The sequence below is a fragment of the Streptomyces sp. NPDC059398 genome (genome assembly GCF_042751845.1).
Lineage (GTDB): Bacteria > Actinomycetota > Actinomycetes > Streptomycetales > Streptomycetaceae > Streptomyces.
The window spans coordinates 37,044-52,113 of record NZ_JBHYWP010000019.1; the positions used below are offsets into that span (position 1 = coordinate 37,044).

General features: G+C 71.4%; 15 protein-coding genes and 1 pseudogene. 5 read left to right on the plus strand and 11 right to left on the minus strand.

The features are described from left to right. Nucleotides 1-487: 487 nt before the first annotated feature. Nucleotides 488-922, plus strand: a complete 435-nt coding sequence (locus tag ACFXBC_RS09755; RefSeq protein WP_385020936.1) for a hypothetical protein — start codon at nt 488-490, stop codon at nt 920-922. Nucleotides 923-998: 76 nt separating this feature from the next. Continuing rightward, nucleotides 999-1,949: a LysR substrate-binding domain-containing protein gene (locus ACFXBC_RS09760; protein WP_385020939.1), complete on the plus strand. Its 951-nt coding sequence runs from the start codon at nt 999-1,001 to the stop codon at nt 1,947-1,949. Nucleotides 1,950-2,086: 137 nt separating this feature from the next. On the opposite strand, the gene ACFXBC_RS09765 is transcribed toward ACFXBC_RS09760, so the two are convergent. The 8 genes and pseudogenes from ACFXBC_RS09765 to ACFXBC_RS09800 all read right to left on the minus strand — a co-directional run bounded on the left by ACFXBC_RS09765 (nt 2,087) and on the right by ACFXBC_RS09800 (nt 9,300). Beyond that, entirely contained in the window at nt 2,087-3,085 is a 999-nt protein-coding gene (locus ACFXBC_RS09765; protein ID WP_385020942.1) for an amidohydrolase family protein, read from the minus strand. A gap of 2 nt (nt 3,086-3,087) precedes the next feature. Then, nucleotides 3,088-3,609 (minus strand): 3-hydroxyanthranilate 3,4-dioxygenase, encoded by a 522-nt coding sequence (locus tag ACFXBC_RS09770; protein ID WP_385020945.1) that lies wholly within the window; start codon nt 3,607-3,609, stop codon nt 3,088-3,090. A 149-nt stretch (nt 3,610-3,758) separates the two neighbouring features. Further along, nucleotides 3,759-4,172: pseudogene (locus tag ACFXBC_RS09775) on the minus strand (RidA family protein); the annotation flags it as partial. Then, a complete protein-coding gene (locus tag ACFXBC_RS09780) occupies nt 4,169-4,969 on the minus strand; it encodes a 2-keto-4-pentenoate hydratase (protein WP_385020948.1) in 801 nt (266 codons plus the stop codon). The gene ACFXBC_RS09780 and the pseudogene ACFXBC_RS09775, both read right to left, overlap by 4 nt. After that, nucleotides 4,966-5,997 carry a 4-hydroxy-2-oxovalerate aldolase gene (gene dmpG / locus ACFXBC_RS09785; protein WP_385020951.1) on the minus strand — a complete coding sequence of 344 codons (1,032 nt, stop codon included), beginning with the start codon at nt 5,995-5,997 and terminating at the stop codon, nt 4,966-4,968. Before dmpG ends, ACFXBC_RS09780 begins: the two co-directional genes overlap by 4 nt. Further along, on the minus strand, nt 5,994-6,956 hold the full coding sequence (locus ACFXBC_RS09790) for an acetaldehyde dehydrogenase (acetylating) (RefSeq protein WP_385020954.1): 963 nt from the start codon (nt 6,954-6,956) through the stop codon (nt 5,994-5,996). The genes dmpG and ACFXBC_RS09790 overlap by 4 nt, the downstream gene beginning before the upstream one ends. Beyond that, nucleotides 6,953-7,825, minus strand: coding sequence for a 2-keto-4-pentenoate hydratase (locus ACFXBC_RS09795; RefSeq protein WP_385020957.1), 873 nt, complete (start codon nt 7,823-7,825; stop codon nt 6,953-6,955). The genes ACFXBC_RS09790 and ACFXBC_RS09795 overlap by 4 nt, the downstream gene beginning before the upstream one ends. Next, a complete protein-coding gene (locus tag ACFXBC_RS09800; RefSeq protein ID WP_385020960.1) occupies nt 7,822-9,300 on the minus strand; it encodes a 2-hydroxymuconic semialdehyde dehydrogenase in 1,479 nt (492 codons plus the stop codon). Before ACFXBC_RS09800 ends, ACFXBC_RS09795 begins: the two co-directional genes overlap by 4 nt. A 300-nt stretch (nt 9,301-9,600) precedes the next feature. Between ACFXBC_RS09800 and ACFXBC_RS09805 the strand changes: the two genes are divergently transcribed. Both ACFXBC_RS09805 and ACFXBC_RS09810 read left to right on the plus strand, forming a co-directional pair. After that, nucleotides 9,601-10,953 (plus strand): MFS transporter, encoded by a 1,353-nt coding sequence (locus ACFXBC_RS09805; RefSeq protein ID WP_385020963.1) that lies wholly within the window; start codon nt 9,601-9,603, stop codon nt 10,951-10,953. Further along, the gene (locus tag ACFXBC_RS09810; protein WP_385020966.1) at nt 10,950-12,260 is read left to right on the plus strand and encodes a carboxylesterase family protein; all 1,311 of its coding nucleotides are present in this window, start codon (nt 10,950-10,952) and stop codon (nt 12,258-12,260) included. The genes ACFXBC_RS09805 and ACFXBC_RS09810 overlap by 4 nt, the downstream gene beginning before the upstream one ends. 76 nt (nt 12,261-12,336) lie before the next feature. Here the strand turns inward: ACFXBC_RS09810 and ACFXBC_RS09815 are convergent, their stop codons facing one another. Together ACFXBC_RS09815 and mmpB are read right to left on the minus strand one after the other, a co-directional pair. Next, a complete protein-coding gene (locus ACFXBC_RS09815; RefSeq protein ID WP_385020969.1) occupies nt 12,337-12,948 on the minus strand; it encodes a nucleoside triphosphate pyrophosphatase in 612 nt (203 codons plus the stop codon). A gap of 24 nt (nt 12,949-12,972) precedes the next feature. Beyond that, the gene (gene mmpB, locus ACFXBC_RS09820) at nt 12,973-13,101 is read right to left on the minus strand and encodes a morphogenic membrane protein MmpB (protein ID WP_356828410.1); all 129 of its coding nucleotides are present in this window, start codon (nt 13,099-13,101) and stop codon (nt 12,973-12,975) included. A gap of 168 nt (nt 13,102-13,269) precedes the next feature. On the opposite strand from mmpB, the gene ACFXBC_RS09825 reads away from it, so the two are divergent. After that, nucleotides 13,270-14,667 carry an amidohydrolase family protein gene (locus tag ACFXBC_RS09825; protein ID WP_385020973.1) on the plus strand — a complete coding sequence of 466 codons (1,398 nt, stop codon included), beginning with the start codon at nt 13,270-13,272 and terminating at the stop codon, nt 14,665-14,667. A gap of 151 nt (nt 14,668-14,818) precedes the next feature. Here ACFXBC_RS09825 and ACFXBC_RS09830 read toward each other — a convergent pair whose 3' ends face one another. Continuing rightward, nucleotides 14,819-15,025, minus strand: coding sequence for an acyl-CoA carboxylase epsilon subunit (locus ACFXBC_RS09830; protein ID WP_385020976.1), 207 nt, complete (start codon nt 15,023-15,025; stop codon nt 14,819-14,821). Nucleotides 15,026-15,070 lie beyond the last annotated feature (45 nt).

Genomic DNA, 15,070 nt, shown 5'->3' on the forward strand with positions numbered 1-15,070 from the left:
CTGAAACAAGCTGAGTTTAGGGACTGCCGACACCGTGTTTCGACCTGTCCCCATGGGTGAGCTTCCCCACACACGGTGTGACACGGGCCTCGGGCGGGCCGTGAATTCCCTTGTCACACCACGGTACGGATGGTTCCCGAAACCCACAGTAGCCCCGTCATGTGGGTTAGGTCTCTGTCGGTCAGGGCCGCTGCCGCTCGCGTTTCTTTGTGGAGTCCCTACGAAGGGGCGGGCGATTCTTTGCCGCCGGTTCCGGGCCCCTGTGCCGATCCCCGCCCGGGTCCCCGGCCAGGCCCCGCCCGGGTCCCTGTCCTGGTCGATGACCCGTCATCGCCCCGGCCCTTGTCCCCGCGACTACCCGTTAGTAGCCTGCGCGTGTCGCACGTACTTGCGGTAACAAGCGTGATCCGACAGCGATCCGACCGGGATCCGACCGGATCTGACTGTCGGGTCCGGCTGCCGGATCCGACTGGGGGTGGGTGGACTCATGGCACGCAGGCCGGTGGCCCTGGTGGCTGCGATCGTCCTCGTCCTTGAGGCGTTCGGGATCGCCTTCGTGAATCTGATACTCGGCAAGGTGGCCCACAACCAGCACATGTCCCTGGCGGGCCTGAAGCCGAGCGCGATAAGCACCGGCTCCTGGGTGGGCGGCGGCGTCTTCGGCGTCTATCTGCTGCTCTGCGCGTACTTCCCGCTGCGCGCATCCCTCACGGACCGTGGGCCCGGCCGCTTCGGCCGGATCCTGCTGATCACCTGCGCGGTCGTGCACGGCGTCCTGGGGGCGCTCACCCTAGGCCTGGTCGGCTGGCCCGCCTTCGTCGCGATGATCGTGGTGCTCGGGCTGATCGTCCTGCTCCTGGTCGCGTACGACAGGGAGCGCCCGGAGCCCACCCCGGCGGACGGGGCGCCCGCGGCGGCCTGACCTCAGGCCCCGGGGCCCGTCGTCAAAGTGTCGCCCGTCGCGCGGCGTCCGGCACGCACGCCCTAAGGTCGGCCGGGTGAAGATCCCCCGCCTGCTCGACGGCCGGCTGAAGTTCCGTCATCTGGTCCTGGTCGACGCCCTCGCCCGCCGGGGCAGCGTGGTCGGCGCCGCCGTCGAACTCCATGTGACACAGCCGGCCGCCACCCGCAGCCTCCACGAGCTGGAGGACATCCTCGGCGTACCGCTCTTCGAGCGCGGCCCCCGGGGCGTCACCGCGACCGTCTTCGGAGAGGCGTTCCTCACCCACGCCAGGACCGTGCTCGCCGAGGTCACCCAGGCGGGCCGCCATGTGGTCGAGCTGGCCGACGCCGACCGCGGCACGGTGATCGTCGGCACCCACCTCGCCGGGTCGAACGTGCTGCTCCCGCGCGCCATCGCGGCGGTCAAGAAGGAACGCCCCCACCTCACCGTGGTGGTCCGGGAGGCATCGCCCGAGGCGCTGCTCCTCGAACTGGAGGCCGGGCGCATCGACTTCACCGTGGGGCGGCTGACCGTACCGTCCGACGAGCGCACCGTGCGCCGCAAGCTGTACGACGAGTCGGTCGAACTGGTCGTCAGGGCCTCGCACGCGCTCGCCGGGCACGGCGCGGTGGATCTCGCGGAGCTGGCGGACTATCCGTGGATCCTGCCGGGTGCCGAGACCGCGCTGCGCCGGGAGATCGAGGAGTTCTTCGCCCGCCACGGGATCGCCCTGCCGAGGAACCGGGTGGAGACCACCTCGTTCCTGACAGTACGTCAACTCCTGCTGGAGACCGATGTGGTGGCGGCGCTGCCCAGCCTGATCGCCCGCGACGACCCCAGGATCGTCCGCCTCGGCGTCCCCCTGGAGCCGATCGGCCACAGCGTCGGACTGACCCTGCCCGCGGCCCGTACCCCCAGCCCGTCCGCGCGGGCGCTGATCCTGGCCCTGGAGGAGGTCGCCGCCGGTATGGCCCGGCAGGGCGGTGGCGGCGGCAGCTCCTCCTGAGCGGGGCCCGCTCCCGGCGCTCAGGAAGCGAAGTCCCTTTTCCCGAGCCGGAGTTCCCGCCCCGGCGGCCGGAGTCCGTACCCTCGGGCGGCCCGGGGCCCGCACCCGGCCCGGAGTCCGCGCCCCGGAGGCCGCTCTCAGCCGCCCGTCCCCAGGAAGCGCTCCGCGTTGCCGTGCGTGATCAGCGCGCGGTCCGCCTCGCTGAGGAAGCCGCTCTTGCGTACGACGTCGCCGACCGGGCGTTCGCCCAGCGGGTACGGGTAGTCGCTGCCCACCATCACGCGGTCGGCGCCGACCGTGTCGACCAGGAGCCGCAGTGCGCGGTCGTCGAAGACCACCGAGTCCACCGAGAACCGGCCGATGTAGTGCGACGGCGGAAACAGCGAGGTGCCGATGACGTCGTTGCGACCGTGCCACGCGTTCTCCATCCGGCCGAGCCAGAAGGCGAACGAACCGCCGCCGTGCGCGAAGCAGATCTTCAGCCGTTCGTCGACCCGGTCGAAGACCCCGCCCAGGATCATCGCGAGGATCGACAGATGGGTCTCCGCCGGCATCGCGGTGAGCCACTGCGCCATCCAGCGGTCGAGCCGGGGCGAACTGGCCATGTCCCAGGGGTGCACGAAGACCGGAACGCCGAGCGAGGCGCAGTGCTGGAGGAAGGTGACGACCCCTTCGCTGTCCAGGTCGAGGTCCCCGACATGGTTGCCGATCTCCACCCCCCGGTGGCCGTTGGCGAGACTGCGCTCCACCTCGCGGCAGGCGGCGTCGGTGTCCTGGAGCGGCACCTGGCAGAAGGGGATCAGCCGGTCCGGCGCCGGGGCGGTGATCTCCAGGGCCAGATCGTTGAAGATCCGGGCGATCCTGGCGGCCTCGGCGCCGGACCTGCCGTACTGGAAGAACGCAGGGGTGGGGGAGACCACCTGGGCCCGTACGCCGTCCGCTTCCATGTCGCGCAGCCGGGTCTCCGCGTCCCAGCAGTCCCGCTGGATCCGGCGGAACTCCCGGCTGCCCATCATGATCATGGCCTCGGACTCGGACTCGATCCGCAGCCAGGGCGCGTCCGGCCCGCCGTCGGCCGTCAGATCGGGCCAGCCGCGCGGCACATAGTGGGTGTGGATGTCGATCGTCGGGTCCACGGTCAGCCCTTCCCGGGGTGGAGGGCGCCGCACTGCGGGCAGCTCCGGGCCTTCTCGTCGCCGTAGAACTCGGCGAAGACCGGCGGCAGATCGGCGACGATGTCCCGGACCTGGAGCTCGGTCTCATGGACGAGGGCCGCGCACTCGGGGCAGTACCACTGGAACCGCTCCAGGGTCCCTTCCTCGCGCACCCGCTCGATGACCAGGCCGATCGAGGCGGGGTCGGGCCGCTGCGGGGAGTGCGGGAGGCTGCCGGGGAGCAGCCAGGCCTCGCCCTCCTTGATGTGCACGGTCCGCGGGCCGTCCTCGGTCATGACGTTCACCTGCATCGCGCCCTTGACCTGGTAGAACCACTCCTCGTACGGGTCGAGGTGGTAGTCGGTCCGCTCGTTGGGGCCGCCGACGATCTGGACGATGAAGTCTTCGCCGAGCGACATGGTCCTGTTGTTCACCGGGGGCTTGAGCAGGTGCTCGTGCTCGGTGATCCAGCCCTGGAAATCGATGACCGGGGGGATGGCGGTCATGGGAGCACCTCCGTGCTGATCGTGCTGTTCTTGCTGCTCTTGCCGTGCGTGCTGGTCGTGCTGGTCGTGCTGTGCGTGTTCTGCGCCGTGTCCGTGTTCTGTGCCGTGTCCGTGGTCTGTGCGGCGGGCGGTTCTGCGGGCGGTCCGGCGGAGCGCGGCAGATGGGCCACCGCCTGGATCTCGATCAGCAGATGCGGATGCGGCAGCTGGTGCACCGCGACCGTGGTCCTGGTCGGGCCCTGCTCGTCGAAGTACTCGCCGTAGACCTCGTTGTAGCCGCCGAAGTCGTTCATGGAGACCAGATACGTGGTGAGCTGGGCGACGTCCGACAGCTCGGCGCCGACCTCGGCGAGGATGCCCCGGATGTTCTCGATGACGGCGCGGGTCTGCGCCCTGATATCGAGGCGGGTGGTGCCGAGTTCGTCGGCCTCGGCGCCCACGAAGGTGTTGTCCGGCCTGCGCGAGCTGGTGCCCGACACATAGACCACATCGCCGACGACCTTCACATGCGGGAACCGGCCGCGTGGGGTGGCCCGCCCTCTGATCACCTGTGCGCCGCTCATCGGATCCCCTTCAGCGAGACCGTGCCGAGCCCGGCCACATCGCACGTGGTCACGCCCTCCGCGAGCGGGAGCGCCGCAGTCGCCGCGCCCGCGAGCACGACCTGGCCGGCCCGCAGCGGGATGGACCGGCGGCGGCACATGTCGAGCAGCGCGTGCAGCGCGTGGACCGGGTCGCCCAGGATGGCGGCGGTCGAACCGGTCGCCTCGGCCTCACCGGAGCGCAGCAGCACCGCGCGGTTGGCCGCTTCGCCGAACGGGCGCCAGGGGCCGATCACGTAACCGGCCGCCGACGTGTTGTCCGCGACGACGTCCTCGTAGGTGAACCGGAAGTCCCGGTACCGGGAGTCGATGATCTCGATCGCCGGCGCCATCGCGTCCACACAGGACTCGATGTCCGTCAGCGGGCCGGCCAGGTCCACATCGCGGCAGAGCCGGTACGCGACCTCGGGCTCGGCCTTCGGATGGATGAAGCGGTCCAGTGCGGCATCGCCGCCGTCCGCGATTCGCATCCCGTCGGTCAGCCGGCCGACGATCACGTCGGACACGCCCATCTGGGCCATCTTCGCCTTGCTGGTGAAGCCCAGTTTCACCCCGGTGATGTGCTCGCCGCGCGCCTGCCTGCGGGCCAGCAGCGCCGCCTGCACCGCGTACGCGTCATCGATGCCGAAGGTGTGGGTGTCGGCGAGGCTCGGGGTGTCGGTCCCGGACGTCTGCGCCGTGTCGAGCCGCGCCGCCAGCTCCGCCACGGTGGCCGCGCCGAGGGGCCCCGGGCCCGTGGTGGTCTCCTGCTCGGTCACTGGCCGCTCCCGTCCGTCAGGGACCCGCGCCGTGCGGCCAGGTCCAGTGCGATGTCCACGATCAGGTCCTCCTGGCCGCCCACCAGCTGCCGGCGTCCCACCTCCAGGAGGATCTCCCGGGTGTCGAGCCCGTACCGCTCGGCCGCTCGTCCGGCGTGCAGCAGGAAGCTGGAGTAGACGCCCGCGTACCCGAGGGTCAGGGTCTCCCGGTCCACCTGCACCGGGCGGTCGCGCATCGGCCGGACGATGTCGTCGGCCGCGTCCTGGAGCGCGAACAGATCGCAGCCGTGCTCCCAGCCCATCAGGTCGGCGACCGCGACGAACGGCTCGGCCGGGCAGTTGCCCGCCCCCGCGCCCTGCCCCGCCAGCGCCACATCCACCCGGCGCGCGCCGTGCTCCACCGCCGTGACGCTGTTGGCGACCGAGAGCGAGAGGTTCTCGTGGGCATGGATGCCGATCTCGGTGGCCGGGTCGAGCACCTCGCGGTACGCGGCGACCCGGTCGGCGACGTCCCGCATGGTCAGCCGCCCGCCGGAGTCCGTCACATACACGCAGTGCGCGCCGTACGACTCCATCAGCGCGGCCTGCCCGGCCAGTCCCTGCGGGGAGTTGAGGTGGCTCATCATCAGGAAGCCCGAGACGTCCATCCCGTTCTCGCGCGCCCAGGCGATGTGCTGCGCCGCGACATCCGCCTCGGTGCAGTGGGTGGCGATGCGTACGCTCCGTACGCCCAGCGCGTGCGCCCGGCGCAGATGCTCGATGGTGCCGATGCCGGGCAGCAGCAGGGTGGTGAGCTTCGCCTGGACCAGGACGTCGGCCGCCGCCTCGATCCACTCCTCGTCGGAGTGCGCGCCGAAGCCGTAGGTGGCGCTCGACCCGCCGAGCCCGTCGCCGTGCGCGACCTCGATGGCGGCGACCCCCGCCCGGTCCAGTGCGCCGACGATCCGGCGCACCTGGTCGACGGTGTACATATGACCCATCGCGTGCATGCCGTCGCGGAGGGTCACATCCTGTATGTAGAGCTTCATGGGGTCACCCATCCTCGGAGTGCGGCGGTCTTCTCGGCGGTGCGGACCGCGGCGGAGGTCATGATGTCGAGGTTCCCGGCGTAGTCCGGGAGGTAGTGGCCCGCGCCGATGACCTCCAGGAAGACGGAGACGCGGAGTCCGGTGACCCGGCGGCCGAGCGCCGGGACCAGGACATCGGTGACCTCCTCGAACTGCATCTCCTGCTTGAGCCGGTAGCCGGGCACATACGTGCGTACCGCCTCGGCCATCTCGCGTACGGAGGCGGCGATCCGCTCCCGTACACCGGCCGGTACGGCCCCTTCGACCAGGCAGTGCACCGTGTCGCGCATGGCGAGCGGGGGCTCGGCGGGGTTGAGCACGATGATCGCCTTGCCCACCGCGGCGCCGCCGACAACCCGGATGGCCTCGCCGGTGGTCTCGGTGAACTCGTCGATGTTGGCGCGGGTGCCGGGCCCCGCCGAGCGGGAGGCGATGGAGGCGACGATCTCGCCGTACGCGACGGGGGCGATCCGGGAGACCGCGGCGACGACCGGGATGGTCGCCTGCCCGCCGCAGGTCACCATGTTGACGTCCGGTGCGTCCAGATGCTCGTCCAGGTTGACGGACGGCACGACGAACGGACCCAGCGCGGCGGGGGTCAGGTCGATCATCAACTTGCCGTGGGCGCGGGCGAGTTCGGCGTTACGGACATGGGCGCCGGCCGATGTGGCGTCGAAGATCACCTTGATGTCGGCGAACTCCGCCATCTCCACCAGCCCTTCGACGCCCCGGTGGGTGGTGGCGACCTTGAGCCGTGCGGCGCGGGCGAGGCCGTCCGACGCCGGGTCGATCCCGGCCATCGCGCCCATGCGCAGGGTCTTCGACAGCCGCAGCACCTTGATCATGAGGTCGGTGCCGATATTGCCGGAGCCGATGACGGCGACCGGGACGGTGCCGGACGCCGATGCTGATGTGCTCACTGGGTCCTCTCTTCGCCGGCGGTCCGTGCCGCCGCCTCGATGACGGCGTCGACCTCGCCGATTCCGTCCAGTTCGAGCCGGAACCGGCCCCCTCCGGTGACCGGCACCATCGGCCCGAGCGCGCCGGACATGACCACGTCACCGGCCCGCAACGGCCGCCCCCGCGCGGCGAGTTCGCGCGCCAGCCAGGCGACCGCGACGACCGGTGAGCCGAGGCAGGCGTGACCGGCGCCGAACGCGACGGGATCGCCGTCGCGCCGGAGCGTCATCCCGACCCGGGCGAGGTCGAGGCCGGTCAGTGAGTACGGGGTGGTGCCGAGGACCACCGCGCCGCTGGAGGCGTTGTCCGCCACGGTGTCGGTGAGGGACAGGTCCCAGCCGGCGATCCGCGAGTCCACGATCTCGATGGCGGGGAGCACGAACTCGGTGGCCCGCAGGACGTCCGCGACGCCCGCGCCCGGCCGGTCGATGTCCCGGCCCAGTACGAACGCGATCTCGCCCTCGGCGCGTGGCTGGAGGAACCGGCCGTACGGCAGCGGCTCGGTGTGGGCGTACACCATGTCGTCGAAGAGCACCCCGAAGTCCGGCTGGTAGACACCGAACTGCTGCTGTACGGCGGGGGCGGTGAGCCCGATCTTGGCGCCCGCGATCCGGGCGCCGGCCGCGCTCCTGGCCTCGGTGAGCCGGCGCTGCACCTCATAGGCGGCGTCCAGATCGGTGCGGCCGATGAACTCCCTGACGGGTGCGCACGGGGTGCGGGTGGCGGCGGCCTCGGCGAGCCGGGCGACAGCGGCGCCGACACCGGCGTCGGCATCGGGGCCTTCGGCGGCCGTCCCGGCGCCGGTCCTGGGGGAGGGGTGATCGTTCACAGCTGTACGCACACATTCGTCGGCTCTGTGTAGAAGTGCATCGAGGACGCGCCGCCCTCCCGGCCGATGCCGGAGAGCCCGGTACCGCCGAAGGGGGAGCGCAGATCGCGCAGGAACCAGGTGTTGACCCAGGCCATCCCGGTGTCCATCGCCTGGGCCACCCGGTGGCCGCGGCGCAGGTCGTTGGTCCAGACGGAGGCCGCGAGGCCGTACTCGGTGTCGTTGGCGAGCGCGACGGCCTCCTCCTCGGTGTCGAAGGGGATCAGTGCGGCCACCGGGCCGAAGATCTCCTCGCGTACCGGCCGGTCCGTCTGGTCCAGCCCGGTCCAGAGCGTCGGCTCGATCCACGAACCGCCCGCCAGCTCCGGGCCCAGCTCCGGCACACCGCCACCGGTGAGCACCTTCGCCCCGGCCTGCTCGGCGAGGTCGAAGTAGCCCAGCACCTTGGCGCGGTGGGCCTGCGAGATGAGCGGCCCCGTGGTGGTCCGCTCGTCGCCGGGGGAGCCGAGGCGCAGGGCGCGGGCGCGTGCGGTCAGGCCGTCCGCGATGTCCGCGAACACCGAGCGCTGTACGTACACCCGCTCGGTGCAGAGGCAGACCTGGCCGGTGTTGGTGAAGACGGACCTGGCCAGTCCGTCGAGCGTCTCCTCGATGTCGGCGTCGTCGAAGACCAGGGCGGCGTTCTTGCCGCCCAGTTCGAAGGAGACCGGCCGCACCCGGGGTGCGACGGTCCGCATGACCTGCGAGCCGGTGGCGGACGAGCCGGTGAAGGTCACCCCGTCGATCCCCGGATGGGACGTCAGATACGCGCCCGCCGAACCACCGCCGAAGCCGTGCACCACGTTGTAGACCCCGGCGGGCAGGCCGACTTCGGCCAGCACCTCGGCCAGCAGGGTCGCGGTGGCGGGCGTCTCCTCGCTCGGCTTGACCACCACCGCGTTGCCGCAGGCGAGCGCGGGGGCGACCTTCCACGTCAGCAGCAGGAGCGGCAGGTTCCACGGCACGATGACCGCGACGACCCCGAGCGGCTTGCGCACCGCGTAGTTGAGAGCCTGCCGGCCGCCGGGGAGGTCGGTCACGAACGACTCCTGGCCGGCGGCCCCGACCACGTCGGCGAAGGCACGGAAGTTGGCGACGGCCCGTGCGACATCGAGCGAACGGGCCTGGGCCACCGGCTTGCCGGTGTCGGCCACCTCGGCGGCCACGAACTCCTCGAAGCGTTCCTCGATCCGGTCGGCGGCCCGCCGCAGCAGCGCGGTCCGCTCCCCGACGGGCGTACCCGCCCAGCCGTCGTGCAGAGCCCGTCTGGCCCCCCGTACGGCCCGGTCCACCAGCGGTCCGTCCGCCTCGTGCACCCGGGCGTACACCCGGCCGGTCGCCGGGTCCACCGCGTCGAAGCCCCGGACCGACCCGTCCGGTTCCACGAACCGTCCCTCTACGAAGTTGCGGATCCACCGCCCTGTATCTGCCGTCATGCGTCCACTGTGGGCCGCCGACCCATACCGTACAAATGCGCTTCCTGCGCCTCGGTATAAGTAAACTGGTATACCTGCTCCTGGTGCGGAGTGGCCGGAGGGAAGGCTTCCGGTATACCGAAACAGCTATGGTGAACTCCGTTTTCAGTATTTGTGTGTGATGGCCCACGGCGCCACGATCCACGGAACAAGCGAGAGGTCACCCCCGTGAACCAGCCCGTGAATCCGTCCCCCGGGTACCAGCCCGTGATCCCGTCCCCGGTGAATCCGACCCCCGGGGACCAGTCCGTGAATCCCCCCGTGAACCCCCCGTCCCCCGCCAGGACCGCTGTCGCGACGCTCGCCGGCACGACCCTGGAGTGGTACGACTTCTTCCTCTACGGCACGGCCGCCGCACTGGTCTTCAACAAGCAGTTCTTCCCGTCGCTCAGCCCCGCGGCCGGCACCCTCGCCAGCTTCAGTACGCTCGCCGTCGGCTTCGTCGCCCGGCCCCTCGGGGGCCTGGTCTTCGGCCACTTCGGCGACCGGATCGGACGCAAGGCGACCCTGGTGGTCTCCCTGGTCCTGATGGGGATCGGCTCCACTCTCATCGGCCTCCTCCCCGGATACGCGTCCATCGGCTTCTGGTCACCGGCGCTGCTCGTGACCCTGCGGATCATCCAGGGCATCGGGCTGGGCGGTGAGGGCGCGGGTGCCACCCTGATGTCGATGGAGCACGCGCCGGGGACCAGACGGAACCTCTACGCGGGCTTCCCGCAGATGGGGACCCCGGCCGGACTGGTCCTGGCGAACGTCGTCTTCCTGGCCGCCAACTCGCTGCTCGGCGACGACACGTTCACCGCGTGGGGCTGGCGCATCCCCTTCCTGCTGAGCTTCGTCCTGGTCGCGGTGGGCCTGGTGATCAGGCTCCGGGTCACCGAGTCGCCGTCCTTCCACCGGGTGCTCGCCGATGGCGAGGTGGTCAGGTTCCCGCTCGCCGAGTCCCTGAAGGTTGGATTCCCCCGGCTGGTGCTGACGCTGCTCGCGGTGGTCGCCAACTCGGCCGTCGCCTATGTGTTCATGGTGTTCACGCTCTCGTACGGCAGCGAACACCTGCACTACGACAAGCAGTTCCTGATCCTGAGCGTGACGGCGGCGGCGGTGCTCTGGTTCGCGGCGATACCGGTGTGGACGACGTACGCGGACCGGCACGGCCGGCGCACCATGTTCATCGCGGGCTCCGCCGCCATCCTGGTCTGGTGCGTGGCCTTCTTCCCGCTGCTGGACACCGGCAGCCCGGTGCTCGCCGTGGTCGCGCTGGTGGGCATGGGGCTCATCATCCCCGTGACCCACTGCGTCCAGGGCTCCCTCATCGCGGACACCTTCCCGGCCCGGGTCCGGTACTCCGGGTCCTCGGTGATCCTGCAGAGCGGCGCCATCCTGGGCGGCGGGCTCGCCCCCATGATCGCCACCGCGCTGCTGAACACCGACGGGACGTCCACCGGGGTGACCTGGTATCTCGCGGTGATCTGCGCGGTCAGCCTGGGCGGTGCGGTCGCGCTGTTCCGGCTGGTGCCGGAGAGCGCCCCGGCGCAGGCGCCGGAACCGGTGGAGACTGGAACCGCGGACGCCGTACCCGGTGGGCCGCTGACCGGCACAGGAGGTACGGCATGACAGGCTCCAGCACTGGGTCGACCGGTACGGGGCCGACCGGTACCGGGACGAGCGGCACCGGCCCGGCCGGTGCGGAGCCTGTCCGTACGGGCCCCATCCGCTATGCGACCGCCGAGCGCTTCGGACGGCCGCGTGCCGTGGCGGCCCGTGACGCCCGCCCCGCCGGCGGCGAGATCTGCCCGCAGCCGCCGTCCAGGCTCGACGCGGTGATGGGCCCGCCCCACGACCGCAGGCCCCAGGGCGAGGACTGCCTGAATCTGACGGTCACCGCCCCGGCCGGGGGCGGCGGGGCCCGGCCGGTGATGGTCTGGTTCCACGGCGGCGGGTTCAGCAGCGGCGCCGGCCTGATGGACTGGTACGACGGCGGGGCGCTCGCCGCACAGGGCGATGTGGTGGTCGTCGGGGTCAACTACCGGGTGGGCGCACTGGGTTATCTCTGTCTCGACGGCGTCAGCGAGGGGAACCTCGGCCTGTACGACCAGCTCGAAGCGCTCCGCTGGGTGCGGGAGCACATCGCGGAGTACGGCGGCGACCCCGGCAGTGTCACCGTCTTCGGCCAGTCGGCGGGCGGTATCTCGATCCGGCTGCTGATGGAGATGGCCGAGGCCCGGGGGCTCTTCCACCGCGCGATTCTGCAGAGCGCCCCCCTGGTGCTCACCGAGCGGTCCCGCGAGGACGCCGAGGCGCTCGGGCGGATCTTCGCGGATCACCTCGCCACGCTGGGCGAGTCCCCGTCGACTGCGGGCCCGGCGGCGCTGCTCGACGCACAGCGGGTGACCGCGGCGGCCCATCTCCGGGAGGCGGCCAGTTCCCTGGAGCCGCCGTTCAGCCCCGTCGAAGGGGTGATCGGCCGGGACGGCGCCGCCTTCGCGGCGAACGTCCGCGGCCTGGACGTCCTGTACGGCTGGAACGCCGACGACATGACCGCCTTCCCGGGCGAGACGGGCGACCCGGCGGAGCTCACCGCCCGGATGTACGCCGCACCCCTCGCGGAGCTGGGCGCCCGGCTCGAACGGGCGGGCGCCCGGGTGCACTCCTACCGGCTCGACTGGCGCCCCGCGGGTTCGCCCCTCGGTGCGACCCACTGCGTCGAACTGCCGCTGCTGCTCGGCGGCCGGGGGGCGTGGGAGGGCGCCCCGATGCTGGGCGACACCCCCTGGGATGAGGTCGAGGCGCTGGGCGCCGCACTGCGGACGACCTGGCTGGGCTTCGTACGGACCGGAGTCCCCGGCGCGGCGCCGGAGCCGCTGCACTGCGCCGAGGGGCCCGCGCCGGTTCCGGTCCCGGGGCGGTCGGACATGGTCTGACGTGGTCGGACCAGGTCTGACCGGTTTCGGATGCGGAGACCGTCAGACCCAGAGGTCCGTCAGACCCAGGGGTCCGTCAGACCCAGAGGTCTGTGAGGGACACGTCCAGTTCGGCCAGCAGCTTGCGCAGCAGCGGCAGCGAGAGTCCGATGACATTGCCGTGGTCGCCCTCGATGGAGTCGACGAACGGTGCCGAGCGGCCGTCGAGGGTGAAGGCCCCCGCGACATGGAGCGGTTCGCCGCTCGCCACGTACGCGGCGACCTCGGCGTCCGTCGGTTCGCCGAAGCGGACCGTGGTGGACGCGGTGGCCGACACGGTGCGGCCGGTCGCGGTGTCGATGACGCAGTGACCGGTCTGCAGGATGCCTGCCCGGCCGCGCATGGCCCTCCAGCGTGCGGTGGCCTCATCGGCGTCGGCCGGCTTGCCGAGCGCCTCGCCGTCCAGCTCCAGTACGGAGTCACAGCCGATGACGAGGGCGCCGGCCGCGGCCTCCCGGGCGGCGACCGACCGGGCCTTGGCCTCGGCCAGTACGAGAGCCAGCTCGGCGGGGGTGGGGGCGCTGAGGGCGTCCTCGTCCACGCCGCTGACGATCACCTCGGGGTCGAGTCCGGCGTTGCGGAGCAGTCCGAGACGGGCGGGCGATGCGGAACCGAGAACGAGTCGGCGCTGTGCAGTCATGCGGGCCATCGTATGACCGCACGAGCGACCCGTTCAGCGCAGGCTGAGCACCGCCATCACGAGAACCATCGCCGCGGCGAGTACGAGACCGGCACGGCGCAGCATCGCCTGTGCGTCCCGCAGCTCCTTGGGCGGTTTGTTCTCCGGATCGGACCACAGCATGCACCCGATGGTGCGGCCGGGGAGGGTCCCGGCGCCTGAGTACGGGTACTCAGGCTGCCCGGACGAGTCGGACACCTCCCCATTGCTGACGCCCCGTCAGTTGGCTGGAAGCCGTCTTCATGCGTCGCGTCAGGGCCGGGATATAAAAATGGAATGAACTTTCCGAAAATGAGCAGACGAAGCGTTCTCGCAGGTCTTGGTGCTGTTCCGCTGGCGGCAGCCACCGGGTTACCGGCCACCGCCCACGAACGGCCGACCGGTCACGGCGAGAAACCGGGCGAGCGGCGGACCACCCTGCTGCGCGGCGCCGGTCTCGTCCTCACCATGGACCCGGGCGTCGGCGAAGGCGAACTCGGCACCATGGAGGGCGGCACCGACGTCCTGCTGCGGGACGGGAGGATCGCCGCCGTCGGCCGGGGACTCGACGTCCCGCACGGCGCGCGGGTGGTGGACGCCACCGGCAAGCTGGTCATGCCGGGCTTCGTCGACATCCACAACCACCTCTGGCAGTCGAGCATCCGCGGCGGCTGCTCCGACCAGAACGTGACCGGCTGGCTCGCGGCCTGCAACCGTACGACGCTGCCGAAGATCGACGCCCAGGACATGTACGGATTCGTCCATCTCGCGGCCCTGGACGCGCTGCAGGCCGGAGTCACCACCGTCGTGGACTGGGTGCACGCCATCCCGTACGAGACGAGTGAGCGCTATGTCCGGGCGCTGCACGACTCAGGGCTGAGGTTCGTCTACGCGATGACGCAGAGCGGCGCCGACCGCCGGCTGATCCCCGAGGTGAAGAAGGACTTCCTGGACCCGCTGCCGCTGGCATCCGCCCAGGTGGCGGTGCATGCGAGCATGCCCGGGATCAAGGATCTGCGGCTGCTGCACGAGGTCTCCCGGGACCTCGGACTGATGATCAACTCCCATGTCCTGGAGAACCGCGACGACCGCAAGGACGAGCAGATCCGCGCCCTGCGCGAGGTCGGCGCCTTCGGTCCCGGACTGCTGATGAACCACGCGATCCACCTCACCGACGACGAGATAGCGCTCACCGGCGACCACGGTGTACGGGTGGCGCACTGCCCGCTCAGCAATATGCGGCTGGCCTCCGGCATCATGCCGCTGCCCGCGATGCACCGGCGCGGCATCCGGGCCGGGCTCGGGCATGACGGCGGCACCAACGACACATCCGACATGTTCAACGTGATGAAGGCGGCCGTCGGCCTCCAGCGGGCGCTTCACCTGGACGCCGGGATCCACCCGACCATCCCGGCGGTGCTGCGGCTGGCGACGATGGGCGGCGCCGAATGCGTCGGGCTGGCCGGTCAGGTCGGCTCACTGACGCCGGGCAAGCGCGCCGACGTTCTGGTCCTGGACCCCGGCACCCTCAACTTCGCCCCGCGCTTCGACTGGGTCAGCCAGATCGTGCTCAACGGCCAGCCGCCGAACGTCAGTGAGGTCTTCATCGACGGCTACCTGCGGAAGTCCGGCGGGGAGCTGGTGAACGTGGACACCGAACAGGTGGTCCGCGCGGCGGAACGGGCGGCGGCACACGTACGCGCGGCCTGACCCGGGCGGCGGCACACGTACGGCGGCGTGACCCCGGCGGTCTGACCCGGACGGCCCGCCCCGGGGCGGGCCGGGACCCGCCCGTAGCTACCCGCCCGTGGTGACCCGGCCGCCACAACGCCCTGGCGGGACCGCACCCGCCCGTACCGCCCTACCCCGGCCAGTAGGTGCGCGCCCACGCCCGCGGCCCCGGCTGCGGTATCCGGTGCCGGGCGATGCGCGCCGGGTCCGACCACTCCTCCGGTGGCAGCGGCGCTCCTGACGGGGCGGCGGCCGCCGCGGCGGCGCGCGCCTGGACCACCGCGACCGCGGCGGCCAGCTCCTCCGGGGTCGGGTTTCCCCGTACGACCTTGATCATCGTCGAGCCCTTCTGCGGATGGGGTGGGTAGCGGTCCGTAAGCAG